Here is a 25,724-nt window from a genome sequence, read left to right as displayed (position 1 = left end):
TGGTAGTGTGGGGTTTCCCCATGTGAGAGTAGGTCATCGTCAAGATTCATTTCGCAAAACCCCTATCTGCGCATGCAGGTAGGGGTTTTGTCTTTTCTGGCTTTTACTTGGGGCAGTATCGGCAGCCAGCCGTGATATCGTTCCCCATTCTCTTTCCAGGGACTTCTCCATGCCCAACACCACCTCGCTGCAGCCCGGTTTCATGATCGTCCATGGCAACCGCCTGGACGACCTGCGCAGCCTGGTGGTGAGTTGGATGCGCCGCTATCCGCTGGCACCGCTGGAAAACGAAATCGCCCTGGTACAGAGCAATGGCATTGCCCAATGGCTCAAGCTGGCCCTTGCCGAGGACCCACAGGACGATGACATGGGTGGTTGCGGTATTGCTGCTGCCATCGATGTGCAACTGCCTGGAAGCTTCATGTGGCAGTTGTATCGCAAGGTGCTCGGACGCGACGAGATCCCTGAAGTGTCGCTGCTCGACAAGGCACCGCTGACCTGGCGCCTGATGCGCCTGCTACCTGCGCTGATCGAGCGCCCACATTTCGAACCGCTGCGCCGCTTCCTCACCGATGACAGTGACCTGCGCAAGCGCTATCAGCTGGCCGAGCGCCTGGCCGACCTGTTCGACCAATACCAGGTCTACCGCGCCGACTGGCTCAAGGACTGGGCAGCCGGCGAGCATATCCTCAATACCGCTCGTGGTGAGCGAAAGCCGCTCGCTCAAGGTAACCGCTGGCAGGCCGAACTGTGGCGAGCATTGCTTGAGGATGTCGGTGAACAGGGCATGGCGCAGAGCCGGGCAGGGGTGCACCAGCGCTTCATCGAACGCATCAACAGCCTGGAAACGGCACCCCACGGGCTCCCTTCGCGGGTAATCGTGTTCGGTATTTCGTCCTTGCCTGCCCAGGCATTGGAGGCACTTGCCGGTCTGGCCCGTTTCAGTCAGGTATTGCTCTGCGTTCACAACCCTTGCCGTCACCATTGGGCCGACATCGTTGCCGACAAAGACCTGCTACGCCACCAGTACAAGCGCCAGCAGCGCAAGCAAGGCATGCCCCTGCAGCTGGACGACGAGTCGCTGCATCAACACGCCCACCCACTACTGGCTGCCTGGGGCAAGCAAGGCCGCGACTACATCAATCTGCTGGACAGCTATGACGACCCTGGCAGCTATCAAGGTGTATTCAGCGACGGCCGTATCGACCTGTTTAGCGAAGCTCAGCCCACCACGCTGCTGAACCAGTTGCAGGACGATATTCTCGAGTTGCGCCCGCTCACCGAAACCCGTGAGCTGTGGCCCGAAGTTGACCTGGCCAAGGACCGTTCGGTGCGTTTCCACGTGGCGCACAGTCCGCAGCGCGAGGTGGAAATCCTGCACGACCAGTTGCTGGCCCGCTTCAGTGCCGACCCCACACTGCGCCCACGTGACGTCATCGTCATGCTCCCGGCAATCGACACTTACGCGCCGCATATCCGTGCGGTGTTCGGCCAACTGCTGCGCAACGACCCACGCTACATTCCGTTCACCCTGACCGACCAGGGCCAGCGTGGCCGTGACCCCCTGCTGATTGCCCTGGAACACCTGCTCAAGCTCCCGGACAGCCGCTTTGCGGTCAGCGAAGTGCTCGACCTGCTCGACGTACCGGCGGTCCGCGGGCGTTTCGGCATCCGCGAAAGTGACTTGCCCACCCTGCACCGCTGGATCGAAGGCGCGGGCATTCGCTGGGGGTTGAACGCCGACCAGCGTGCCACCTTCGGGTTGCCCCAGGGCCTGGAACAGAACAGTTGGCGCTTCGGTCTGCGGCGCATGCTGCTGGGTTACGCGGTGGGCGTGGGGGAGGGCTGCGACGGGATCGAACCCTACGATGAAATCGGCGGCCTGGATGCCGCCTTGATCGGCCCCTTGGTCGCGCTGCTCGATGCCCTGGAAGTGGCCAACCAGGCCTTGTCCCAGCCTGCCACTGCCAGCGAGTGGGGCGAACGTCTCAACGCTTTGCTGCAAGTGTTCTTCCTCGCCGAGGAGGAGCACGACGAATATCTTTTGATGCAGCTGCAGGAATTGCGCGACAGCTGGCTGGAAGTCTGTGAAACCGTAGGTCTGCAAGACCAGTTGCCACTCACGGTGATCCGTGAGGCCTGGCTGTCGGGCCTCGACGAAGGCAAGCTGTCCCAGCGTTTTCTCGCCGGTTCGGTGAACTTCTGCACCTTGATGCCGATGCGGGCAATTCCTTTCCGCGTCGTCTGTCTGCTGGGCATGAACGATGGCGACTACCCGCGTGCCCAGCCGCCGCTGGACTTCGACCTGATGGCCAGCGACTACCGCCCCGGTGATCGTTCACGCCGCGAGGACGACCGTTACCTGCTGCTCGAAGCACTGCTGTCGGCACGTGACCAGCTCTACATCAGCTGGGTGGGCCGCAGCATCCGTGATAACAGTGAGCGACCGGCCTCGGTGCTGATCGGCCAGTTGCGCGATCACCTGGCTGCTGGTTGGCGCCTCAAGGGCGATGCCGAGGGCGAACAACTGCTCCACGCCTTGACCCAGGAGCACCCGCTACAGCCTTTCAGTGCGCGCTATTTCCAGAAGGGCAGCGCGCTGTTCAGCTATGCCCATGAGTGGCAATTGCTGCATCAGCAAACGACCGACGACGAGCAGCCCGATCCCGGCCTGCCACCTTATGTCAGCGATGAAGCACTGACGCTGACCCAGTTGCAGGATTTCTTGCGTCACCCAGTCCGGCATTTCTTCAGCCAGCGCCTGAAAGTGTTCTTTGAAGCCCTGGAAGCACCCACACCAGACGAAGAGCCATTCGTCCTCGATGCCTTGCAGCGCTACAGCGCCAGCGAAAGCCTGTTGGGCGCTGCCCTTGGCGACCCTGACAATGCCGAACGAGCGCTGCAGGCCCAGGCCCGCCGCCTGCAAGCCTGCGGCTTGCTGCCCCTGGCGGGTTTCGGCGAACTGCTGCAAGCCGAACTGATCCAGCCACTGCCCGATCTGCTGCAACGTCATCGCCAACTGTTGCAGCGCTGGCCAACGGTGGTCGACGGCGCGCTGCCGATTCACTTCGAGCACGCCAACCACCGTCTTGAGGGCTGGTTGGGCCGGGTCTACCAGGCCGACGACCACAGCCTGTTGAGCATCACCACAGTGCCCAACACCATCAGCGCCGGGCGCAACAACTTAAAGTGGCACCGCCTGATTGCCAGCTGGGTGATGCACCTGGCTGCCTGCGCCGCCGGTTATCCCCTGCACAGCGCATTGCTGGCCAGTGACATCACCCTGCTGCTCGGCCCTTTGCCACAGGCTCAGGCTGCCGAACAACTGGGCCACTTGCTGGTAGCGCGTCAGGCCGCGATGAATGCTCCGCTGCCTGTCGCTGCCAAGACCGCCTTTGCCTGGCTGGCTCAGGAAGATCCGGAAAAGGCTTTGGCAGCCGCCACCCGTGCCTACGAGGGCGATGGCCGTACCAGTTTCGGCGAGCGCAGCGAAAGTGTTGCCCTGGCCCGACAGTTCCGCGATTTCGCCGCACTCAGCGCCGACGAAACCTTTGAAGGCTGGTGTGAAACCTTGTACCGCCCCCTGTTCAGCGCCGCCTGGCAAGCCCAGGGCAATCCGGAGAGTGAAGCATGACCCAGGCCCGCCCCCTGGCACTGAGTTTTCCCCTGCATGGCAGCCAGCTGATCGAAGCCAGCGCTGGCACGGGCAAGACATTCACCATTTCCGCACTGTACTTGCGCCTGATTCTCGGCCACGGTGGTGAGCAAGGCTTTGGCCGCGAACTGCTGCCGCCGCAGATTCTGGTGGTGACCTTCACCGATGCCGCCACCAAGGAGTTGCGCGAGCGTATCCGCACCCGCCTTGCCGAGGCGGCGCGGTTCTTCCGCGGCGAGCTGGACGGTGGCGACCCGCTGCTGCATCAGCTGCGTGACGACTATGCCGAAGAACACTGGGCACGCTGCGCCAATCGCCTGGAAGTCGCTGTGCAGTGGATGGATGAAGCGGCGGTGTCGACCATCCATGGCTGGTGCCAGCGCATGCTCCGTGAGCATGCCTTCGACAGCGGCAGCCTGTTTACCCAGAGCCTGGAAACCGACCACAGCGACCTGCTCGGCCAGGTCATGCGCGATTACTGGCGGCGCTTCTGCTATGGCATGCACGGCGAAGCGCTGAACTGGGTGCGCAGCCATTGGGTCAGCCCCGATGCCCTGCTGCCGCGCATCCGCCCGCTGTTCGGCCGTGTGCGTGCACAGCAGGACGAAGCGGAACCGCAAGCGCTGATCGATGCCGCGTTGCAACAGCGGGTCGAGCAGTTGCGCCAACTCAAGGCACCGTGGGCGCAATGGGCGGACGAACTGCAGCAGATCTGCCGCGACGCCGTGGCCGCGAAACAGGCCGATGGCCGCAAACTGCAGGCGCGCTTCTTCGAGCCCTGGTTCGAGAAACTGCGTATCTGGGCCATTGATGAACAAGAGGTGGAGCTCGACCTGGGTACCGGCTTTACCCGCCTGACCCCGGCCGGGATGGCCGAAGCCTGGAAGACCGGTGATCCGCCCGACCACCCGGCCTTTCATGCCATGCAGAATCTGCAGCAACAGCTGCAAGCCCTGGTCAGCCCGGAGGCGCGTTTGCTCGAACACGCTGCGGCCTGGGTTGCGGCACGCTTTGAAGTGGAAAAGCGCCGGCGTGCCGAAATGGGCTTCGACGACATGCTGCTACGGCTGCAGCATGCGTTGGGCACGGAGTCGGGTGAACGGTTGGCGGCGCTGATCCGTGAGCAGTTCCCGGTGGCCTTGATCGACGAGTTCCAGGACACCGACCCGGTCCAGTACGGCATCTTCGAAAGCATCTATCGCATCAGCGAGAACCACCCGGAAACCGGCCTATTCATGATTGGCGACCCCAAGCAGGCGATCTACGCCTTCCGTGGCGCCGACATCTACACCTACCTGTCGGCCCGGCGTGCCACCGCCGGCCGGCTGCACAGCCTGGACACCAACTACCGCTCCAGCCAGGCGATGGTCGCGGCAGTCAACCAGGTGTTCCTGCAGGCCGAAGCGCGCGAACAGGGCAAGGGCGCCTTCCTGTTCCGCGAAGCCGACGATAACCCATTGCCGTTTGTCGAGGTCCGCGCCAAGGGCCGCCGCGAACGCCTGCTGATCGACGGCGAGGCGTGTGCGGCACTGCAATGCTGGCAGCTGCAGAGTGAAGAGCCGGTATCCAGCACGCTTTACCGGCAGCAGCTGGCAGCCAGCTGCGCGAGCCATATCGTTGCCGTGTTGAACGGCGGCCAGCGTGGGGTGACCGGTTTCAGCGATGATCAGGGCGAACTGCGCCCGTGCCAGCCCTCGGACATCGCCATCCTGGTGCGAGATGGCCATGAAGCGCAGCTGGTGCGCAGTGAGCTTGCCGCCCGCGATGTGCGCAGCGTGTACCTGTCCGACAAGGACTCGGTATTTGCCGCCCAGGAGGCCCATGACTTGCTGGCCTGGCTCAAGGCCTGCGCCGAACCGGATTCCGAGCGCCTGCTCAAGGCCGCCCTGGCCAGCCTGACCCTGGAGCTGTCGCTGGCCGAACTGGATCAGCTGAACCAGGACGAGCGGGTGTGGGAAGGCTGGGTCATGCGCTTGCGCCGCTACCGCGAAATCTGGCAGCGCCAGGGTGTACTGCCCATGCTGCGGCACCTGTTGCACGACTTCGAGCTGCCGCGCATGCTGATCGGCCGCACGGATGGTGAACGCGTACTGACCAACCTGCTGCACCTGGCCGAATTGCTGCAGCAGGCAGCCGGCGAGCTGGACGGTGAACAGGCGTTGATCCGCCACCTGGCCGAGCACCTGGCCAACGCCGGCCAGGCGGGCGAAGAGCAGATCCTGCGCCTGGAAAGCGACGAGCAGCTGGTCAAGGTGGTGACTATCCACAAGTCCAAGGGCCTGGAATACCCCTTGGTCTACCTGCCGTTCATCTGCACCAGCAAACCGGTGGACGGCAGCCGCCTGCCACTGGCCTGGCACGACAGCCTGGGCAATGCACAACTGACGCTGACCCCCGATGCCGCGCAGATCGCCCTGGCCGACGAGGAGCGCCTGGCCGAAGACCTGCGCCTGCTCTATGTGGCCCTGACGCGTGCCCAGCATGCCTGCTGGCTGGGTGTCGCCGACCTCAAGCGCGGCAACCAGAAGAGCTCGCAGCTGCACCGCTCGGCGCTGGGCTACCTGCTCGGTGGCGGTCTGGCCCTGCCTGGCTCGGAGCACCTCAAGGTGTGCCTGCAGGGCTTGCTGGCAGGCTGCGAGCATATTGCCTGCCCGGCTCTGCCGGAGGCCGGCGATGAGCGCTACCGTGCGTCCCAGGCCGAACACGAACTGTTACCCGCACGCAAGCCACGCCGCGCCGCCGCCGAACATTGGTGGATTGCGTCCTACAGTGCCTTGCGCGTTGGCGAACAGACCCTCGGCACCGACAGCTCTCAGGCCCAGCAACTGCTCGATGACGAAGTGGCCGATACCCAGCTGATCCGCGAAGTGCCTGCCGACGGTGGCGACATCCATCGCTTCCCCCGTGGCCCCAACCCGGGCACCTTCCTCCATGGGCTGCTGGAGTGGGCTGGCCGTGAAGGCTTTGGCGAAGTCGCCGGCAACCCCAAGCTCATCGAGCGTACCGTTGGCCAGCGTTGCAACCGCCGCGACTGGGCCGGCTGGATCCCGACACTCAGCCAGTGGCTGCAGCGCCTGCTCGACGAGCCCCTGCCGGCCGGCGCTGCGCAGTTGACGCTCGCGCAGTTGCAGCATTACCAGATCGAGATGGAGTTCTGGTTCGCCAGCCACAATGTCGACGCCGAGCAACTCGACCGCCTGGTGGCCCGGCATACCCACCCCGGTACGGCACGCCCGGCTGCGCAGCCGACCGTGCTCAATGGCATGTTCAAAGGTTTCATCGACCTGGCCTACGAGCTCGATGGGCGCTATTACGTGGCCGACTACAAGTCCAACTGGCTCGGCCCGGATATCCAGGCCTATGACACCCAGGCCATGGAAAAAGCCATCCTCGAACACCGCTACGACCTGCAGTACGTGCTCTACTTGCTGGCCCTGCATCGCCAGTTGCGCGCACGGCTGCCTGATTACGATTACGACCGCCATGTCGGCGGAGCCCTGTTCATCTTCCTGCGCGGCGCCAGCCGCAGTGGCCACGGTGTGTACTTCGCCAAGCCATCACGCGAGCTGATCGAGGCCCTCGACGCGCTGTTCCGTGGCGTGCACGCGCCCGAGCAGCAGGACCTGTTTGCCGGAGCCGTGACATGAGCCGAACCCTTGACGATCTCTTGCCTACGCCACTGCACGCTGAGCATCTGCTGGCCCTGGCCCCCCAGCACAACAGCGCGGACCTCGTGCAGTTGCTCGATCGCTGGGTCGAGCGGGGCTGGCTGCGTGCGCTTGACCGGGCGTTCGTCAGTTTTCTTGAGGAGCGCGCCCCTGGCAGTGACCCGCTGCTCCTGCTGGCGGCAGCCCTGGCCAGCCACCAGCTGGGCCACGGGCATGTCTGCCTCGACCTGCAACAGACCCTCGCCGAGCCTGATTTCGCGCTGTCGCTGCCGCCGGAAGGCGATGCCCTGACCGGCCCGTTGCTGTTGCCCTCGCAGTTGCTGGCCAACCTCGGCTTGCCCACCTGGCTGCAGCGCATTGCCGCCAGCCCGCTGGTGGCCGCCGGCGATACGCCGGGCCAGCAGGCGCGCCCGCTGGTGCTCAGCGGCCAGCGCCTGTACTTGCGTCGCTACTGGAGCTACGAGCGACAGATCGACCAGACCTTGCGCCAACGCCTGAGCCAGGACGAAGCGGCCCCGGCCGACCTGCCCGCGCGCCTGGCGCAGCTGTTCGACGAAGGCGCCCTGGCTGGCCAGGTGGACTGGCAGAAACTCGCCTGCGCCCTGGCCACCCGCGCAGGCTTCAGCATCATCACGGGAGGCCCCGGCACCGGCAAGACCACCACCGTGGTGCGCTTGCTGGCGCTGCTGCAGGCGCCAGCGGTAGAGCAGGGCAGGCCGCTGCGCATTCGCCTGGCCGCGCCGACCGGCAAGGCCGCCGCACGCCTGACCGAATCCATCGGCCAGCAGGTCGAGCGGTTGCAGGTGAGCGCCGAAGTGCGCGGGCAGATCCCCACCGACGTCAGCACCGTGCACCGCCTGCTCGGCAGCCGCCCCGGCTCGCGGCACTTCCGTCATCACGCCGGCAACCCGTTGCCGCTGGATGTGTTGGTGGTCGACGAAGCGTCGATGATCGACCTGGAGATGATGGCCAACCTGCTGCAGGCTATGCCGCCCAAGGCGCGGCTGGTTCTGCTGGGGGACAAGGACCAGTTGGCCTCGGTCGAGGCTGGCGCTGTGCTCGGTGACCTGTGCCGGGATGCCGAAGAGGGCTGCTATTCGCCCGCGACCCAGGCCTGGCTGGAACAGATCGGTGGCCAATCGCTGGCTGCCAGTGGTCTGAAAGCCGGCGATGCACAACACAATCCGCTGGCCCAGCAAGTGGTGATGCTGCGTTTCTCGCGGCGTTTTGGTGAGGGCAGCGGCATCGGCCAGCTGGCGCGCCTGGTCAACCGTCAGGAGGCCCAGGCGGCACGCGACCTGCTGAGCATGCCGCCAGCGGACGTGTTCGGCCTGGCGCTGCGCGGCGAGCAGGATCGGGCCTTCGACCGGCTGATTCTCGACGGCCTCAACCGCGGTAATGAAGGACCACAGGGCTATCGCAGCTACCTGCGTGCCATTGGCCGCTATCGCCCGGCACCGGGTACTGGGTTCGACGATCCACACTGGGAACAGTGGGCCGCCAAGGTGCTGCACAGTTTCGAAGACTTCCAGTTGCTGTGCGCCGTGCGCAAGGGGGCCTGGGGGGTAGAAGGCCTCAACGAGCGGGTGGCGCGGGTGCTGCACAATGCCGGGCTGATCGACAGCCGGCAGGCGTGGTATGAAGGCCGCCCGGTATTGGTCACGCGCAACGACTATGGCTTGGGCTTGATGAACGGTGACATCGGCATCGCCCTGCGCCTGCCAGACGAGCACGGTGAAGCGCTGCTGCGTGTGGCCTTCCCACGCAACGACGGCAGTGGTGGGGTGCGCTTCGTCCTGCCTAGCCGCCTCAACGAGGTGGAAACCGTTTACGCCATGACCGTACACAAGTCCCAGGGCTCCGAATTCAGCCACACCGCGCTGGTGCTGCCGGATGCACTCAACCCGGTGCTTACCAAGGAACTGGTGTACACCGGCATCACCCGGGCCAAGCATTGCTTCAGTCTGATCGAGCCGCGCCAGGGCATTTTCGAGGAAGCGGTACTGCGCAAGGTACGGCGTATTTCCGGCCTGATGCTCGAGCAGGCCTGACGCTCCTACAGAGAGCCAGCGTTGTGCTATCGTTGCGCCGACTCAGACAGGCTTTTTGAGAGAATTCTCACATGACAGGCGCCAGGGAGCGGTTGACAGGCTGTGCGCTTTCGCTGCTGCTAGTTGGCCTGTCGCTATTGGCCGGCCCTGCCCAGGCGGACGGTTCGGCCACCGCCGCACAGGCCCAGCAACGTGCCAGGGCGGTCACCCAGGTGGTGCTAGGGATCCTCAGCTATGCGCGCTGGCCGACCGAGCCAGTGCCCTTGCGCCTTTGCCTGGTCGGCCCCACCGAATACGCCGACGACCTGATCAAGGGCAGCGTGCAGAACTCTGGCCAACCCTTGCAGGTACGCCGCCTGCTGGCTGATGACCGGCAGGTCGCCCAGGCCTGTGACGCCGTGTACATCGGCAAGCTCGACGATGCCCAGCGTGACCGCCTGTTCCAGGCCGTCAGTGGCCACCCGGTACTCAGCATCAGCGAAGCCGACGACCCGTGCACGGTCGGTAGCCTGTTCTGCCTGCGGGTGAGCGATCAGCAAGTCGCCTTTGAGGTCAACCTGGACTCCGTGGCGCGTTCCGGCGTGCGAATCCACCCCAGCGTGTTGCAGCTGTCACGGCGTCGCGGAGCTGTGCCATGAAGCGCGCCGCCATGAGCAAGAAGCACGGCGTGCGCCCGACCTTGCGCTCGGTGCTCGGCCGTGGCCACCTCAGCGTGGCCCTGCTGGCGGTGGGCCTGGTCGGTATTTCGCTGACCTTGCTCGGCGTATTGGCCCTGCGTGTATACGCCAACCACAACCTCCACCTGATTGCCCGTTCGATCAACTACACCGTCGAAGCCGCTGTGGTATTCGACGACAGCGCTGCGGCCAATGAGGCGCTGGAACTGATCGCCAAGACGGAAGAAGTGGCGGATGCCAAGGTCTTCAACAACGACGGCGAGCAACTGGCGCATTGGCAGCGCCGTGATGAGGGCGTGCTTGGGCACCTGGAGGCGCAGGTGGCGACGGCCTTGCTGGGTGAGCCGATCAACCTGCCAATCCTGCACCAGCAACAGAAGGTCGGGCATATCGAGCTGATCGGTCAGGGTCGCAGCCTGCTGCTGTTCCTGCTCAGCGGCCTTGGCGGCATCCTGTTCTGCACGATCCTCAGTGCCTTCGTTGCCTTGTACCTGTCGCAGCGCATGCTCGGCGATATCGTCCGCCCGCTGCGCGGCCTGGCCAGCGTCGCCCATGCCGCCCGTCGCGAACGCAGTTTCGACCGCCGGGTGCCGGAAGCGCCCATTGCCGAGCTCAACGAGTTGGGCAACGACTTCAACGCGTTGCTCGATGAGCTGGAGGTCTGGCACAGCCACCTGCAGAACGAGAACGCGACCCTGGCTCACCAGGCCAGCCACGACAGCCTCACCGGCCTGCCCAACCGCGCGTTCTTCGAGGGCCGCCTCAGCCGCAGCCTGCGCAACGCTGCACGGCAGCAGGACCATTTGGCGTTGCTGTTCCTCGACAGTGACCACTTCAAGCAGATCAACGACAGCCTCGGCCATGCCGTGGGCGACGAAGTGCTGATCAACGTTGCCGACCGCGTGCGCGCGCAGCTGCGCGAGCACGACCTGGTGGCCCGCCTGGGTGGTGACGAGTTCGCCGTGCTGTTGACCCCGCTGCACACTCGCGAGGACGCCGAACGTATCGCCGAGAAGATCATCGCCAGCATGCAGCTGCCGATGTTGCTCGAGGGCGGCGAAAGACTCACCACGTCGCTCAGTGTCGGCATCGCCTATTACCCGGATGACGGCAGTGACCCTGCCAGTCTCCTCAATGCTGCAGATGCGGCGATGTACCAGGCCAAGCGCAAGCGCCGTGGCCAGTGGCAAGCGGCGCAGACGGAACGGTCCGCCGCCGATTTCAGGAACAGGAGTTGAACCGTGATACAGCGTTTGCGTTTTTCGTTCGTCGTGATGTTGCTGGCTATGCTGGCGCTGACAGGGTGCCAGAGCACGCCGCCCAAAGGCTTGACCGCCGAGCAGATTGCCGTGCTCAAGCGCGAAGGTTTTGCCCCCACCGACGAGGGCTGGGCGTTCGACCTGTCGGGCAAGGTGCTGTTCGGCAGCGACCTGGACAGCCTCAATGGCCCGAGTCAGACGATCGTCGAGCGAGTTGGCAAGGCCTTGCTGAGCGTGGGCATTCAGCGCGTGCGGGTCGATGGTCATGCCGATGCCTCGGGCAAGGCGGCGTACAACCAGCAGCTGTCCGAACGGCGCGCGCAGAGCGTGGCCAAGGCGTTGATCGACGTTGGCATGCTGGCGCAGAACATACATACCCGTGGGCTGGGTAGCACGCAGCCGGTGGCGGACAACCGCACCAGTGCGGGGCGGACCGAGAACCGCCGGGTGTCGATTGTGGTGGCATCTTATTGATATAGGCCTAGCTGCTAAGAAGGTAGCGCGGTGTGGCTGGTAGGTGCCTGCCTTTGGGCTTTCATCGCCTATGAGATCGAGCGCCGCGCGGGCGGCGCTCGATCTCATAGGCGCCGGAAATGCTGTGGCGAACACATAAATACCTCCATCAATCCTCTGCAAAGCGCATCTCGCGTGTCTCACCCATCAACAACGGCGCATTCGCCTCAGTCACCCCACGGATGTAATCCCACAACAGGGTGATCCGCTTCAACTTCCTCAAATCCTCCCGGCAATACATCCAGAATTGCCGCGTCACCTCGATCTCCTCCGGCAACACCGTCACCAGCCGCGCATCCTGCGCCGCCAGGAAGCACGGCAAGATCGCCAACCCACGCCCCTGCAGCGCCGCCGTGTACTGGGCTATGACGCTGGTGCTGCGCAAATGCGCATTGGCATTGGGAATCAGGTTGGCCAGGTACAGCAGCTCCGAGCTGAACGCGAGGTCGTCGACATAGCTGATGAACGGGTGGCTCACCAGGTCGCTGACCTGGCGGATCGGCGCATGGCTGTCGAGGTAATCCTGGGTCGCATACAACCGCAACCGGTAGTCACACAGCTTGCAGCACACATAAGGCCCATGCTCCGGCCGTTCCAGGGCAATGACGATGTCTGCCTCGCGTTTGGACAGGCTGATGAAGTGCGGCAGCGGCAGGATATCCACCGAGATCGCCGGGTAGGCATCGACGAAATGGCTCAATTGCGGGGTAACGAAGAAGCTGCCGAAGCCCTCGGTACAGCCCATGCGCACATGCCCCGACAGCGCCACGCCGGAGCCGGAGACCTGCTCGCAGGCCATGTGCAAGGTGCTCTCGATCGACTCCGCGTAGCTCAGCAGGCGCTGCCCCTCGGCGGTCAGGACGAAGCCGTTGGTGCGTGACTTCTCGAACAGCAGCGTGCCCAGCGCCCCCTCCAGCGAGCTGATGCGCCGCGACACCGTGGTGTAGTCGACGGCCAGGCGCTTGGCCGCGCTGCTGGCCTTGCGGGTACGCGCCACTTCGAGGAAGAACTTCAGGTCGTCCCAGTTCAGCGCACTGAGGGAGGTCAGGTCTTTTTGCATGTTGATCCGGTTTTTTTGTGCGTTCTTGTTGGATGTTTGCACATCTATACTCGAAAAAAGCCCCAAGGCGCCACCTCGTCTTTGCCCGGCGCTGGCGATCTCGTCCTGACAATAATTCCAAGGAGAACGCAGATGAACGCACCACAATCCCCTGACAAGACCAAGGTCGAACAGGTCAAGCTGCTGATCGACGGCCTGTGGGTCGAGTCGAAAACCAGCGAATGGCGCGATATCGTCAACCCGGCTACCCAAGAGGTGCTGGCGCGGGTACCGTTCGCCACCGTCGAAGAAGTGGATGCCGCCGTGGCCGCTGGCCAGCGCGCCTTCAAGACCTGGCGTGACACCCCGATCGGGGCACGCATGCGCATCATGCTCAAGCTGCAGGCGCTGATCCGCGAACACACCAAACGCATTGCCCAGGTACTCAGCGCTGAGCAGGGCAAGACCCTCGCCGACGCCGAAGGCGACATCTTCCGCGGCCTGGAAGTGGTCGAGCATGCGGCTTCCATCGGCACCCTGCAGATGGGCGAGTTTGCCGAGAACGTCGCCGGTGGCGTGGACACCTACACCCTGCGCCAGCCGATCGGTGTGTGCGCTGGCATCACCCCGTTCAACTTCCCGGCGATGATCCCGCTGTGGATGTTCCCGATGGCCATCGTCTGCGGCAACACCTTCGTCCTCAAGCCTTCCGAACAGGACCCGCTGTCGACCATGCTGCTGGTCGAGCTGGCGCTGGAAGCCGGCGTGCCGGCCGGGGTGCTGAACGTGGTGCACGGCGGCAAGCAGGTGGTGGATGCGATCTGCACCCACCAGGACATCAAGGCGATTTCCTTCGTCGGCTCCACCGAAGTCGGCACCCACGTGTACAACCTGGCCAGCCAGCACGGCAAGCGCGTGCAGTCGATGATGGGCGCGAAGAACCACGCCGTGGTGCTGCCTGACGCCAACCGCACGCAAACCGTCAACGCCCTGGTCGGCGCCGCCTTCGGCGCGGCGGGCCAGCGCTGCATGGCCACCTCGGTGGCGGTGCTGGTAGGCAAGGCACGTGACTGGCTGCCGGATATCAAGGAGGCGGCTAGCAAGCTCAAGGTCAATGCCGGTTGCGAGCCGGGCACCGATGTCGGCCCGGTGGTTTCCAAGCGCGCCAAGGAGCGGGTGCTGGGCCTGATCGAAAGCGGCATCCAGGAAGGCGCCAAGCTCGAACTCGATGGCCGTGGTGTGAAGGTGCCGGGCTACGAGCAAGGCAACTTCGTCGGCCCGACCCTGTTCTCCGGGGTGAAGACCGACATGCAGGTGTACACCCAGGAAATCTTCGGCCCGGTGCTGGTGACCCTGGAAGTCGACACCCTCGACGAAGCCATCGCCCTGGTCAACGCCAACCCGTTCGGCAATGGCACCGGCCTGTTCACCCAGAGCGGCGCGGCGGCGCGCAAGTTCCAGAGCGAGATCGACATCGGCCAGGTCGGTATCAATATCCCGATCCCGGTACCGGTACCGTTCTTCAGCTTCACCGGCTCGCGCGGCTCCAAGCTCGGCGACCTCGGTCCGTACGGCAAGCAAGTGGTGCAGTTCTACACTCAGACCAAGACCGTCACCGCCCGCTGGTTCGATGACGACAGCGTCAACGACGGTGTGAACACCACCATCAGCCTGCGCTAAGGAGTTCGCTATGCGTATCGCATTCATCGGCCTGGGCAACATGGGCGCGCCCATGGCCCGCAACCTGATCAAGGCCGGGCACCAGCTGAACCTGTTCGACCTGAACAAGACCGTGCTGGCCGAGCTCGCCGAGCTGGGCGGGCAGGTCAGCGCTTCGCCCCGGGACGCGGCGGCCAGCAGCGAGCTGGTGATCACCATGCTGCCGGCGGCGGCCCATGTGCGCGCCGTGTACCTCAACGAAGACGACGGTGTGCTGGCGGGCATCCGCCCTGGCACGCCGACCCTGGACTGCAGCACCATCGACCCGCAGACCGCACGTGATGTGTCCAAGGCCGCTGCGGCCAAAGGGGTGGACATGGGCGATGCGCCGGTGTCCGGTGGTACCGGCGGCGCGGCGGCGGGCACGCTGACCTTCATGGTCGGCGCCAGCGCCGGGCTGTTCGCCACGTTCAAGCCGGTGCTGGAGCAGATGGGCCGCAACATCGTGCATTGCGGTGAGGTCGGTACCGGGCAGATCGCCAAGATCTGCAACAACCTGCTGCTGGGCATCTCGATGATCGGCGTGTCCGAGGCCATGGCCCTGGGCAATGCGCTGGGCATCGACACCAAGGTGCTGGCAGGGATCATCAACAGCTCGACCGGGCGTTGCTGGAGTTCCGATACCTACAACCCGTGGCCGGGCATCATCGAGACTGCACCTGCCTCGCGTGGGTATACCGGTGGGTTTGGCGCCGAACTGATGCTCAAGGACCTGGGGCTGGCCACCGAGGCGGCACGCCAGGCTCACCAGCCGGTGATCCTCGGCGCCGTGGCCCAGCAGCTGTACCAGGCCATGAGCCTGCGTGGCGACGGCGGCAAGGACTTCTCGGCGATCGTCGAGGGTTACCGCAAGAAGGATTGACGAGCGAGGACTTCATCGCGGGCCGGGCGGCCTTCCCTCTGTAACTGCGCACCAGAGGGAAGGGCACCCTTCCTGCGATGTTTTTTATCAGGCGAAGACGAAATACTTGCGCACGGTCTCGACCACTTCCCAGGTGCCTTTCATTCCCGGTTCGATCACGAACACATCACCTGCTTTCAGGTGCTTCGGCTCTTCGCCTTCCGGGGTGATGATGCAGTAGCCATCGAGGAAGTGGCAGAACTCCCACTTCTCGTAGTTGACCTCGAACTTGCCTGGGGTGCAGATCCAGGTGCCCATGATCTTGCTGCCGTCGGCCGACAGGTAGGCGTTGAGGTTGACGGTGTGCGGATCGCCGCCGATGCGCTTCCACTTGGTGGCGTCCACGACCGGCGTCGGGCAGGTTTCGCGCAGGACGGTGATGAAATCGGACATGGCACAACTCCTGGTGACTGGCTGAATGACTCGTCACCATAGGGCCATCCGCCGAGCCGCAGTTGCCTGGGCTCGACGTCCAGCTGCCTGCCCGCGCTATGCCAGGGCGTTGACCTCGACGGTGATGTGGGCCAGTTCCTCATGCACGCCCAGCGCCTGGCGCACGCTATCGGCGCTCAGTGCGGCCTCGGTGGCCAGGCTGAGGATGCAGGCGTACTGGTCCTTGCCTACGCGCCACACGTGCAGGTCGGTGATGGTGGCGGGCACCGGCAGTTCGGCGACCACCTCGCGAATCTCTTCGACGACTGGCGCATCCATCTCGGCATCCAGCAGGACGCGGCCAGTATCGCGCAGCAGACTGCGGGCCCAGAGCGCCACCAGCACAGCCCCGACCAGGCCCATCACCGGGTCGAGCCAGCTGGCGCCCCAGAACTTGCCGGCCAGCAGGGCGACGATCGCCAGCACCGAGGTGGCGGCATCTGCGATCACATGCAGGTAGGCCGAGCGCAGGTTCAGGTCGTGGTGGTGATGGCCGTGATCGTGATGATGGTCATGGCCATGACCGTGGTGGTGATGATCGTGGTCGTCACGCAGCAGCCAGGCGCAGATCAGGTTCACGGCCAGGCCGATCACCGCAATGAAGATCGCCTCGTCATAGTGGATCGGCCCCGGCGTCAGCAGGCGCTCGGCCGACTGGAAGGCCATCAGCCCGGCCACGCCGAGCAGCAGCAAGGCGCTGGAGTAGCCGCCAAGGATCTCGATCTTCCAGGTGCCGAAAGCGAAGCGCTGATCCTTGGCATAGCGACGCGCCGCAGCGTAGGCCAGCAGCGACAGCCCCAGGGCCAGGGCATGGGAGCTCATGTGCCAGCCGTCGGCGAGCAGGGCCATGGAGTTGAAGAACCAGCCACCGGCGATTTCCGCCACCATCATGACTGCCGTCAGCCACACGGCCAGGCGTGTCTTGCGCTCGGCGCCGAGGTTGCTGGTGTGGAACTGGTGGCTGTGCTGCCAGCGGCCAGAGGTTTGTGTCGCCATGGTTTATCATGCTCCCGGAATGTCGAGAAATATACTATACCCCAGTATACCTAGCATGGTGTGAAAGCATATGGCACATACGATCAAGAGCAAGAAGCAGCTGCTGACCCGCGTGCGCAAGATCAAAGGCCAGGCCTCAGCTCTGGAGACCGCGCTGGAGCAGGACAAGGACTGCCTGGCGATCCTCCAGCAGATCGCCGCCGTACGCGGCGCGGTGAACGGGCTGATGGCCGAGGTGATGGAAGGGCACATCCGCGAACACTTGGTGGCGGAAGGGCTGAGCGCCGAGGAACGGCAGGAAGAGGCGGACAAGGTGGCGGCGTTGTTGCGGTCTTATCTGAAGTGATACCCCCTGGGGGTATACGGTAGGAGTGTAGGTTTCCTACAGAGCTATAAGTTGAAGCCTGCTGGGTGATCAGAACCATCCGCTGGTCGCCGGAAGTGTGCATAGTGTGTGCTGCGCTTCGTTTTGGTCAATTTGGTGTGTATCATACACATCGACTGCCGAAGGAAGGGTGAATGCGCAGTCGTGAAGTGATCCAGCTCATTGAGGCGGATGGGTGGCATGAAGTCGAGGTGAAGGGCAGCCATCACCAGTTCAGGCATCCGTTCAAGAAGGGGAGGGTGACAGTTCCTCATCCCAAGAGCGATCTGCCTAAAGGCACCGTACACAGCATCTTGAAACAAGCTGGCTTGAAGCAGTCCAGTGGCTTCGTCAGCGCGAACATCAGTGGAGACGCGCAATGAAATTTCCGGTCGTATTGCACAAGGACGCCGATTCGGACTACGGCGTGACCGTTCCCGATGTTCCAGGCTGCTTCTCTGCCGGAGAGAGTGTCGCTCAAGCGCTGGAGAACGTTCAGGAGGCGCTGGCGCTTCATTTCGAAGGCTTGGTTGCTGATAACGAAGCGCTACCGCAAGCGCAGGAAGTCGATGTCCATGTGGCGAATCCCGATTTTTCCGGTGGGGTCTGGGCTGTTGTTGATTTCGATATAACGCCGTATCTGGGGAAGGCTGTGCGGTTCAACGCAACACTGCCGGAAAACCTGCTGCAGCGGATCGATGAAAAAGTGAAGCGCGATCATCGATATGCCTCCCGTTCCGGATTTCTCGCCTCGGCCGCACTGCGAGAGTTGGCGCTCGCGCACTGAACCACGAGGCGATGTTGGACGTTCAGGCATGCATCAATCGCTCGACCAACCCCGCCGCATAGCCCGGTAACCCGGCAAAATCCTGGGCACACAACAGCAACCGCCGGTTGGCCCAGTCCTCTCGCAGCGCCACCCAGTGCATCGGCAACACGCCCTTCCAGCGCTGCACCGATGCCAGCGGTACCACGCCGATACCGGCACCACCGGCGACCATGCGAATCACCCCGTCAAACCCTTCGGCCCGCACCCGTACCTGCATGCGGTGGCCTTCGCGCAGGGCCTGTTCTTCCAGGTACAACGCCAGGGCACTGTTCACTCCCAGCCCGACATGGCCATGGGCAAGGCAGTCGACAAAGCTCGGGGCGGGCTCTGCGGCGAGGGGATGATCCAGGGGTGTCACCAGCACCAGCGGATCATCGCGAAAGGGCAAGGTCTGCAGATGGGCGCTGGGCGCGGCGGTGGAAATGATGCCCAGATCAGCCATGCCCTGGGTGATCGATTGCACGATGCGCAGGCTCGGCAACTCCTGCACATCGATGCTGATCCCGGGGTTGTCGGCAAGGTAGCTGGCCAGCAACTCCGGCAGGTACTCGGTCAGCGCCGCTGTGTTGCACAGCAGCCGCACCTGGCCTTGCTGGCCGCGCGCATAGTGGGCGAGGTCGAACTGCAGGCGCTCGACCTGCTGGCCGATCAGCCGCGCATGTTGCAGCAGCGCCTGCCCGGCGGGCGTCGGCTGCACGCCGCGGCGGTTGCGCTCGAGCAACGGCGTACCGAGCGACGCTTCCATCGCGCGTATACGTGCACTGGCAGCTGGCAGCGAAAGATGGCTGCGGCGGGCTCCGGCGGTGATGTTGCCGCATTCGGCGGTGTGCTGGAAAAGCCGGAGGTCGATCAGGTCGAAATGCATCTGCCTCTGTCCTGGCAAGAGTCTGGCTGAGTATATGGCAGATTTTCAGTCCAACCGCAGGGCGCCATCATGGCGGCCATGGATACCTTGATCGCCTTTTACCAGAACATCGGCCCGGCTTTGTCATTGCTGGTGGTCATCACCTTCCTCTTGGCGGGGGCCGTAAAGGGGGTAATCGGTCTCGGCCTGCCGACTGTCGCCATGGGCCTGCTGGGGCTGGCTATGCCACCGGCGCAGGCTGCGGCGCTGTTGATCGTGCCTTCGACGCTTACCAACCTCTGGCAACTCGCGGCCGGTGGGCATCTGCCTGCACTGCTGCGCAGGCTCGGGCCGATGCTGGCGATGATCTTCGTTGGAACATTGCTTGGCAGTGTCTGGCTGGGTATCGACAGCGGGCCGTGGGCGGTGCATGCACTGGGGGCGGCGCTGGTGATCTATGCGCTGTACGGGCTGGCAGGCCCCGCCCTGCGAGTGGCGCCGCAGCGGGAAGGGTGGTTGGGGCCGGTCTGCGGGCTGGTGACCGGTGTGGTCACTGCGGCCACGGGTGTCTTCGTGATGCCAGCGGTGCCCTACCTGCAGAGCCTAGGCCTGAATCGTGACGAGATGATTCAGGCGCTGGGCCTGTCGTTCACCGTTTCGACCTTGGCGCTGGCCGTTGGCCTGGCGGGCCAGGATGCCTTGGGTGGCAAGGCATTGGGTGCATCACTGCTGATGCTGGCACCGGCATTGCTGGGCATGCTTGCTGGCCAGTGGCTGCGCCAGCGCATCAGCGCAGCGCTGTTCAAGCGCTGCTTCTTCATTGGCCTGGCCGCGCTGGGCGGCCATCTGCTGATCAACGGTTAGCGGACGAGGCGCTGAGCATCACGATCGGCTGGATGTCGAAATCGCGCTCCAGATAGTCCATGCGCTTTTCGAAGAACGCGACCATGTGCGGCAGTGCCGAGTGCACATCCAGCGCAGCCTTGTCGGCCCACACCTCATAGAACACGAACAGGCTCGGGTCCTGCTGGTCGCGCAGCATGTGGTATTCGATGCAGCCGGGTTCCTGGCGGCTTGGTTCGACGTAGGCGCGGAACAGGGTTTCGAACGCTTCGGCCATTTCCGGACGGGTCTTGGCCTTGAGGATGAATGCGTGCTGCTCGCTCATGGATCGGTTCTCACTAAAATAGGGGGGTGAAACGATTCTACGGCAATAATACTTCGAGCATTCTTGACTTCAGGTCAATTGTTTTTTGCCCCGCGCCTGCTGTATCCCGCGCCTGCGAGCCTCTAACCTGCGGCCCTGAATTTTTGACTCGGCCCGGGAGGCCCAGCATGAAAAAGATCCTTCTGCTCAACGGTGGCAAACAGTTCGCCCATTCCGACGGCCGCCTCAACCAGACCCTGCACGACGCTGCGCTTGCCCATCTCGACCGCGCCGGTTACGACGTGCAGCAGACCTTCATCGACGGTGGCTACGACGCCCAGGCCGAAGTGGAGAAATTCCTCTGGGCCGACGTGATCATCTACCAGATGCCGGGCTGGTGGATGGGCGCACCGTGGACCGTGAAGAAATACATCGACGACGTCTTCACCGCCGGCCACGGCAGCCTTTACGCCAATGATGGCCGTACCCGTTCCGACCACTCGCAGAAATACGGCAGCGGTGGCCTGGTGCACGGCAAGCAGTACATGCTGTCGCTGACCTGGAACGCCCCGCAGCAGGCGTTCGATGACCCGAGCGACTTCTTCGAGGGCAAAGGAGTGGATGCGGTGTACTTCCCGTTCCACAAGGCCAACCAGTTCCTCGGCATGAGCGGCTTGCCAACCTTCCTGGCGGTGGATGTGATGAAGCGCCCGGACGTGCCGGCGGCGCTGGCGGCTTATGCCGCGCATCTGGACAAGGTCTTTGGCAAGGCGATCTAATCGCTGCAAGCATCCACCACGGGCCCAGACGTGAAAACCCGATCCGAAGAACTCCAGGTATTCGTCGCCGTCATCGACTGCGGCTCGATTTCCGCCGCCGCTGAGCAGATGGGCCAGACCCCGTCGGCCGTCAGCCGCACGCTGTCACGCCTGGAGACCAAGCTCGGCACCACCCTGGTCAATCGCACCACCCGGCGCATGGACCTTACCGAAGAAGGGCGCTTCTTCCTCGAACGCTCGCGCCGGGTGCTGGAGCAGATGGACGAGATGGAGGAGCATCTGTCGATGAACCGCCAGACGCCATCCGGGCGCCTGCGCATCAATGCCGCCGCACCGTTCATGCTGCATGCCATCCTGCCGTGGATCGGCGAATTCCGTCGTCAGTACCCGGCCATCGAGCTGGAGCTGAACACCGACGACCTGATCATCGATCTGCTGGAGCAGAGCACCGATGTGGCCATCCGCATCGGTGACCTCGCCGACTCCAGCCTGCACGCCCGTTCGCTCGGCTGCAGCCCGGTTCAGGTGCTGGCGAGCCCGGCGTACCTGGAACAACACGGCACGCCGGAAACGGTCGAAGACTTGAACAGCCACGCTCTGCTCGGCTTCAGCCAGCCCGAGTCGCTCAACCAGTGGCCGTTGCGCCACGCCCAGGGCGACCGCTGGAGCATTCGCCCGGCGCTGATCGCCTCCAGCGGCGAGACCCTGCGCCAGCTGGCGCTGGCCGGGGAGGGCATCGTCGCCCTGTCGCACTTCATGACCCACGAAGACATCCGCGCCGGGCGCCTCAAGGTGCTGCTGGGCGACGCCAACAACGGCTACCGCCAGCCGATCCACGCGGTGTACTACCGCAACACGCAGCTGGCCCTGCGTATCCAGTGCTTCCTCGATTTCATCCAGCGCAAGCTGGCGATGTACGCCTGCTGAGTTGCCTGAACGCGACAGATCCTGTCCACAGGCGGCGAAACTTCCGGCGTTTGATTGCACAGTCGCAGCGCTTCGGCCTTACTGACTGCTCAACAAAAACAACACCAAGGAAGTGTCATGCGTATCGTCCCGTTCCAGTACCTGGCTCTGGCAGCCGCGATCCTGAGCTGTTCCTCGACTTACGCCGCCACGTTGGAAGGCGGCGCTGTAGCCGCACCCGATCAATATGGTGCACAGGTAGCCGCCGACATTCTCAAGAAGGGCGGCAACGCGGTGGATGCTGCGGTGGCGACGGCGTTCACCCTGGCGGTGACCTACCCTGAGGCGGGCAACATCGGCGGCGGTGGCTTCATGACCCTGTTCGTCGACGGCAAGCCGTACTTCCTCGACTACCGCGAAGTGGCACCCAAGGCCGCCACGCGCAACATGTATCTGGACGACAAGGGCGAGGTGATCGAGAACCTGAGCCTGGTTGGCGTGCGCGCCGCAGGCGTACCTGGCACCGTGATGGGCCTGTGGGAGGCCCACCAGAAGTTCGGCAAGCTGCCCTGGAGCGAGTTGCTGACCCCGGCCATCGGCTATGCGAAAAACGGCTTCAAGGTCGCCGAAAAGCAGTACCAGTACCGCAACGATGCCCAAGGCATGTTCAAGACCGCGACCAACTTCAACGACTACTTCGGCAACATGAAGGTCGGTGAGCTGTTCAAACAGCCGGAAATGGCCCAGACCCTCGAACGCATCGCCGACAAAGGCGTAAGCGAGTTCTACCAGGGCAAGACCGCCGACCTGCTGGTGGCGCAGATGCAGGCCGACAAGGGCCTGATCACCAAGGACGACCTCAAGGACTACAAGGCCGTGTGGCGCGAGCCGGTCGCCATCAGCTGGCGCGGCAATGTGGTCTACACCGCGCCACCACCAAGCTCCGGCGGCGTGGCCCTGGCCCAGTTGCTGGGCATCAAGGAAGACCGCGCGGCAGACTTCAAGGGTGTGGCGCACAACTCGGCGCAGTACATCCACCTGCTTTCGGAGATTGAAAAGCGTGTGTTCGCCGACCGTGCCGACTACCTCGGCGACCCGGCGTTCACCAAGGTGCCGGTCGACCAGCTGGTGGCCACGGACTACCTGGCCAAGCGCGCCGCCCAGGTCAACCCGAAGGCCATTTCCGCAACCGACAAGGTCAAACCGGGCCTGGAGCCGCACCAGACCACGCACTTCTCGATCGTCGACAAGCAGGGCAACGCCGTCAGCAACACCTACACCCTCAATCTCGATTACGGCAGCGGTGTGGTGGTCAAGGGCGCGGGCTTCCTGCTCAACGACGAGATGGATGACTTCAGCGCCAAGCCGGGCGCCGCGAATGCCTTTGGCGTGGTCGGCGGTGACGCCAACGCCATCGAACCGGGCAAGCGCATGCTGTCATCGATGAGCCCCAGCCTGATGACCCGCGACGGCAAAGTCGAGCTGGTGATCGGTACCCCGGGTGGTTCGCGGATCTTCACCTCGATCTTCCAGGTGATGAACAACCTGTACGACTACGGCATGCCGCTGGAGAAGGCCGTGGCGGCGCAGCGTGTGCACCATCAGTTGCTGCCCAAGGACACCCTCTACTTCGACAGTTACGCGCCGCTGACCGGGCCGGTGGCTGATGAGCTAAAGAAGATGGGCTATGTGCTGGAGGATCAGGGCTGGGAGATGGGCGATATCCAGGCGATCCGGGTGGACGGGGCGAAGGTCGAGACCGCTTCCGATCCGCGTGGGCGTGGAGTAGGGATGATCGTGAAGTAATATCGAGATTGCCGGGAGGGCTTTGCCCTCCTTTCGCGACACAAGGCCGCTCCTACAGAAAATCGCGTTTCACTGTAGGAGCGGCCTTGTGTCGCGAAAGGGCCGCAAAGCGGCCCCTGGGCCTTGAGGTCAGACGCGGAACTGGCTGACCAGCATCTGCAGATGACCACCCAGGCGCGCCAGCTCGACGCTGGACGCAGCGGTCTCATCACTGGCCGCTGCAGTCTGTTCGGACACATCCCGCACATTGAGGATGCTGCGGCTGATCTCTTCAGCCACCGCGCTCTGCTGCTCGGCCGCCGCCGCGATCTGCTGGTTCATCGACTGGATGTTCGACACCGTGCCGGTGATGTTCTCCAGCGAGGCACCGGCCTTGCGTGCCAGCTCGACACTGCTGTCGGTCAGCGTGCGGCTGCCCTGCATGGCATTGGCCACCTGCTGGGTACCGTGCTGCAGGCTGGCCACCAGCTCTTCGATCTCTTCGGTGGACTTCTGCGTGCGCTGGGCCAGGCCACGCACTTCGTCGGCCACCACGGCGAAGCCACGGCCGGCCTCACCGGCGCGGGCCGCCTCGATCGCGGCGTTGAGCGCCAGCAGGTTGGTCTGCTCGGCCACCGACTTGATCACGTCCATCACGCTGCCGATCTTCTGGCTTTCCTGCTGCAGCAGGTTCATGGCCTCGGTGGAGCGGTGCACTTCCTCGGCCAGACGCTCGATCTGGCTGATCGCCTCGCCCACCACGCGGTCACCGGCACGGGCTTCGTCGTCGGCACCGGTGGCCGCGTGCGAAGCCTGTTCGGCGTTGCGCGCCACTTCCTGAACGGTGGCGGCCATTTCGTGCATGGCGGTGGCCACCTGGTCGGTCTCGACCTTCTGGCTGTTGGCGCCGGCGCTGGTCTGCTCGGTCACTGCCGACAGCTCTTCGGCAGCGCTGGCGATCTGGGTGACACCGTCACGGATGCCGCTGATCAGCTCGCGCAGGGTGGTGCCCATGCGCGCGATGCCTTGCTGCAGCACGCCGATTTCGTCGCGGCGGGTGACGCGCAGGTCGTGGGTCAGGTCGCCACCGGCGATGCGTTCAACGGCTTGCAGGGTATCGCGCAGCGGACGGGTGATCTGGCGCGTGATGACCACGGCGGCGATGACGCCGGCCAGCAGTGCCAGCAGGGTGGCGATGGTCTGCAGGCTGCGGGCCTGAATGCTTTCGGCGTCACGACGCTCCAGCTGGATCTTGTACAGCGCGTCGCTGCGCTTGACGATGTCGGCACCCTGCACGGTCATTTCCGCACGGGCAACGGTGATATCGGCGACTGCATCGCGGAATTGGCGCACGGCATCGCGATAGGTCAGCACCGACTGCTCGAACTGCTGCACGCGGGTGGCCTCAGCTGGCAGCTGGCGCTTGAGGTTGTCGATGTCGGCCAGCGCACCCTCCAGCTGGCGCAGGGCGGCCTGCTCGTTGGCGGCGGTGTTGTCGGCGATGTAGCCGCGCACATCGATGCGCACCTGCAGCAGTTGCTGGCGCGCCTTGCTGATCAGCTGGTACTGGGCCAGGCGCACACTGTCGGCTTCGGGGCGGGACATGACGTCCTGACTGAGGACTTCCATGGCGTCATCGGCCTTGGCCGCCGACACGTTCATCGCATCACGGGCGGCCAGCGAGTTCTTGTAGCCCGCGCGCATCTTGTTCAGCGACACCTTGTACTCGCTGATGGTCTGCCCCAGCTCCTTGAGCAGCACGACGTTGGCCGGGCTGGTAAAGGTGGTGACCAGGTATTGCTGCTGCTTGCTGAAGGCGTCGAGCTTGGCCTGGGTGTTGGCAGCGGCGGCGTCATCGCCGTTGGCGATCATGTATTGCAGGCGCGAAATGCGCAGGTCGGTCAGGTCCTTGTTGAGCTGGCCGATGTCGCCCATCCAGTTGCTGCGGTCGATCAGGCTGCCCAGGCTGGTCCAGCCGGTCAGGGCCAGCAGGCCGGTAAGGACCAGCACCAGGCCGAAGCCCAGGCCGAGTTTGAGGTTGACGCTGATATTGGCGAACCAGCTGTTCATGCACGCTCTCCAGAAAATTCATTCGCTCACTTGATCATCGATCGCAGGGCGTTGTTGTTCTGGGGGCCCGCTGACTCGTGCAGGTGTTAT

At 64.1% G+C, this 25,724-nt stretch carries 21 protein-coding genes; 15 read left to right on the top strand and 6 right to left on the bottom strand.

The window, feature by feature from the left end:
- Positions 1 to 169: 169 nt before the first annotated feature.
- From recC to ACIPZ8_RS10710, 6 genes are all read left to right on the top strand, one after another.
- Positions 170 to 3,634 carry an exodeoxyribonuclease V subunit gamma gene (gene recC, locus ACIPZ8_RS10735; protein ID WP_400722455.1) on the top strand — a complete coding sequence of 1,155 codons (3,465 nt, stop codon included), beginning with the start codon at positions 170 to 172 and terminating at the stop codon, positions 3,632 to 3,634.
- Positions 3,631 to 7,302, top strand: coding sequence for an exodeoxyribonuclease V subunit beta (gene recB / locus ACIPZ8_RS10730; RefSeq protein ID WP_400722453.1), 3,672 nt, complete (start codon positions 3,631 to 3,633; stop codon positions 7,300 to 7,302). Before recC ends, recB begins: the two co-directional genes overlap by 4 nt.
- Positions 7,299 to 9,374 (top strand): exodeoxyribonuclease V subunit alpha, encoded by a 2,076-nt coding sequence (recD, locus tag ACIPZ8_RS10725; protein ID WP_400722451.1) that lies wholly within the window; start codon positions 7,299 to 7,301, stop codon positions 9,372 to 9,374. The genes recB and recD overlap by 4 nt, the downstream gene beginning before the upstream one ends.
- A gap of 71 nt (positions 9,375 to 9,445) precedes the next feature.
- Positions 9,446 to 10,012, top strand: coding sequence for a YfiR family protein (locus ACIPZ8_RS10720; protein ID WP_400722448.1), 567 nt, complete (start codon positions 9,446 to 9,448; stop codon positions 10,010 to 10,012).
- The gene (locus tag ACIPZ8_RS10715; RefSeq protein WP_400722445.1) at positions 10,009 to 11,289 is read left to right on the top strand and encodes a diguanylate cyclase domain-containing protein; all 1,281 of its coding nucleotides are present in this window, start codon (positions 10,009 to 10,011) and stop codon (positions 11,287 to 11,289) included. Before ACIPZ8_RS10720 ends, ACIPZ8_RS10715 begins: the two co-directional genes overlap by 4 nt.
- A 3-nt stretch (positions 11,290 to 11,292) precedes the next feature.
- Positions 11,293 to 11,784, top strand: coding sequence for an OmpA family protein (locus ACIPZ8_RS10710; protein ID WP_400722442.1), 492 nt, complete (start codon positions 11,293 to 11,295; stop codon positions 11,782 to 11,784).
- A gap of 148 nt (positions 11,785 to 11,932) precedes the next feature.
- On the opposite strand, the gene ACIPZ8_RS10705 is transcribed toward ACIPZ8_RS10710, so the two are convergent.
- The gene (locus tag ACIPZ8_RS10705; protein WP_400722439.1) at positions 11,933 to 12,883 is read right to left on the bottom strand and encodes a LysR family transcriptional regulator; all 951 of its coding nucleotides are present in this window, start codon (positions 12,881 to 12,883) and stop codon (positions 11,933 to 11,935) included.
- 132 nt (positions 12,884 to 13,015) lie between these two features.
- Here ACIPZ8_RS10705 and ACIPZ8_RS10700 point away from each other — a divergent pair, with 132 nt between their 5' ends.
- Both ACIPZ8_RS10700 and mmsB read left to right on the top strand, forming a co-directional pair.
- Positions 13,016 to 14,542 (top strand): CoA-acylating methylmalonate-semialdehyde dehydrogenase, encoded by a 1,527-nt coding sequence (locus tag ACIPZ8_RS10700; RefSeq protein WP_400722436.1) that lies wholly within the window; start codon positions 13,016 to 13,018, stop codon positions 14,540 to 14,542.
- Positions 14,543 to 14,552: 10 nt separating this feature from the next.
- Entirely contained in the window at positions 14,553 to 15,443 is an 891-nt protein-coding gene (gene mmsB / locus ACIPZ8_RS10695; RefSeq protein ID WP_400722433.1) for a 3-hydroxyisobutyrate dehydrogenase, read from the top strand.
- Between the two features lie 87 nt (positions 15,444 to 15,530).
- Here mmsB and ACIPZ8_RS10690 read toward each other — a convergent pair whose 3' ends face one another.
- Together ACIPZ8_RS10690 and dmeF are read right to left on the bottom strand one after the other, a co-directional pair.
- Positions 15,531 to 15,875 carry a cupin domain-containing protein gene (locus ACIPZ8_RS10690; protein ID WP_003258412.1) on the bottom strand — a complete coding sequence of 115 codons (345 nt, stop codon included), beginning with the start codon at positions 15,873 to 15,875 and terminating at the stop codon, positions 15,531 to 15,533.
- A 96-nt stretch (positions 15,876 to 15,971) separates the two neighbouring features.
- Positions 15,972 to 16,910, bottom strand: coding sequence for a CDF family Co(II)/Ni(II) efflux transporter DmeF (gene dmeF / locus ACIPZ8_RS10685; RefSeq protein WP_400722430.1), 939 nt, complete (start codon positions 16,908 to 16,910; stop codon positions 15,972 to 15,974).
- Positions 16,911 to 16,980: 70 nt separating this feature from the next.
- On the opposite strand from dmeF, the gene ACIPZ8_RS10680 reads away from it, so the two are divergent.
- The 3 genes from ACIPZ8_RS10680 (at position 16,981) to ACIPZ8_RS10670 (ending at position 18,061) form a co-directional block, all read left to right on the top strand.
- The gene (locus tag ACIPZ8_RS10680; RefSeq protein ID WP_400722427.1) at positions 16,981 to 17,256 is read left to right on the top strand and encodes a metal/formaldehyde-sensitive transcriptional repressor; all 276 of its coding nucleotides are present in this window, start codon (positions 16,981 to 16,983) and stop codon (positions 17,254 to 17,256) included.
- 173 nt (positions 17,257 to 17,429) lie between these two features.
- The gene (locus ACIPZ8_RS10675) at positions 17,430 to 17,657 is read left to right on the top strand and encodes a type II toxin-antitoxin system HicA family toxin (protein WP_400722424.1); all 228 of its coding nucleotides are present in this window, start codon (positions 17,430 to 17,432) and stop codon (positions 17,655 to 17,657) included.
- On the top strand, positions 17,654 to 18,061 hold the full coding sequence (locus ACIPZ8_RS10670) for a type II toxin-antitoxin system HicB family antitoxin (RefSeq protein ID WP_400722421.1): 408 nt from the start codon (positions 17,654 to 17,656) through the stop codon (positions 18,059 to 18,061). Before ACIPZ8_RS10675 ends, ACIPZ8_RS10670 begins: the two co-directional genes overlap by 4 nt.
- 22 nt (positions 18,062 to 18,083) lie before the next feature.
- Here the strand turns inward: ACIPZ8_RS10670 and ACIPZ8_RS10665 are convergent, their stop codons facing one another.
- Positions 18,084 to 18,968 carry a LysR substrate-binding domain-containing protein gene (locus ACIPZ8_RS10665; RefSeq protein ID WP_400722418.1) on the bottom strand — a complete coding sequence of 295 codons (885 nt, stop codon included), beginning with the start codon at positions 18,966 to 18,968 and terminating at the stop codon, positions 18,084 to 18,086.
- A gap of 78 nt (positions 18,969 to 19,046) precedes the next feature.
- Between ACIPZ8_RS10665 and ACIPZ8_RS10660 the strand changes: the two genes are divergently transcribed.
- The gene (locus ACIPZ8_RS10660; protein ID WP_400722478.1) at positions 19,047 to 19,811 is read left to right on the top strand and encodes a sulfite exporter TauE/SafE family protein; all 765 of its coding nucleotides are present in this window, start codon (positions 19,047 to 19,049) and stop codon (positions 19,809 to 19,811) included.
- Here the strand turns inward: ACIPZ8_RS10660 and ACIPZ8_RS10655 are convergent.
- Positions 19,801 to 20,115 (bottom strand): putative quinol monooxygenase, encoded by a 315-nt coding sequence (locus tag ACIPZ8_RS10655; protein WP_110639467.1) that lies wholly within the window; start codon positions 20,113 to 20,115, stop codon positions 19,801 to 19,803. The genes ACIPZ8_RS10660 and ACIPZ8_RS10655 overlap by 11 nt on opposite strands.
- Before the next feature lie 167 nt (positions 20,116 to 20,282).
- On the opposite strand from ACIPZ8_RS10655, the gene ACIPZ8_RS10650 reads away from it, so the two are divergent.
- The 3 genes from ACIPZ8_RS10650 to ggt all read left to right on the top strand — a co-directional run bounded on the left by ACIPZ8_RS10650 (position 20,283) and on the right by ggt (position 23,585).
- Positions 20,283 to 20,873 carry an NAD(P)H-dependent oxidoreductase gene (locus ACIPZ8_RS10650; protein ID WP_400722415.1) on the top strand — a complete coding sequence of 197 codons (591 nt, stop codon included), beginning with the start codon at positions 20,283 to 20,285 and terminating at the stop codon, positions 20,871 to 20,873.
- 30 nt (positions 20,874 to 20,903) lie between these two features.
- On the top strand, positions 20,904 to 21,800 hold the full coding sequence (locus ACIPZ8_RS10645) for a LysR family transcriptional regulator (RefSeq protein WP_400722412.1): 897 nt from the start codon (positions 20,904 to 20,906) through the stop codon (positions 21,798 to 21,800).
- 117 nt (positions 21,801 to 21,917) lie between these two features.
- The gene (gene ggt / locus ACIPZ8_RS10640; RefSeq protein ID WP_400722409.1) at positions 21,918 to 23,585 is read left to right on the top strand and encodes a gamma-glutamyltransferase; all 1,668 of its coding nucleotides are present in this window, start codon (positions 21,918 to 21,920) and stop codon (positions 23,583 to 23,585) included.
- Positions 23,586 to 23,714: 129 nt separating this feature from the next.
- Here ggt and ACIPZ8_RS10635 read toward each other — a convergent pair whose 3' ends face one another.
- Entirely contained in the window at positions 23,715 to 25,634 is a 1,920-nt protein-coding gene (locus tag ACIPZ8_RS10635) for a methyl-accepting chemotaxis protein (RefSeq protein ID WP_400722407.1), read from the bottom strand.
- Positions 25,635 to 25,724: the final 90 nt, after the last annotated feature.

Source organism: Pseudomonas sp. NPDC089422, from assembly GCF_044749405.1.
Taxonomy (GTDB): Bacteria; Pseudomonadota; Gammaproteobacteria; order Pseudomonadales; family Pseudomonadaceae; genus Aquipseudomonas.
This window is presented reverse-complemented; position numbering and strand designations above follow the sequence as displayed.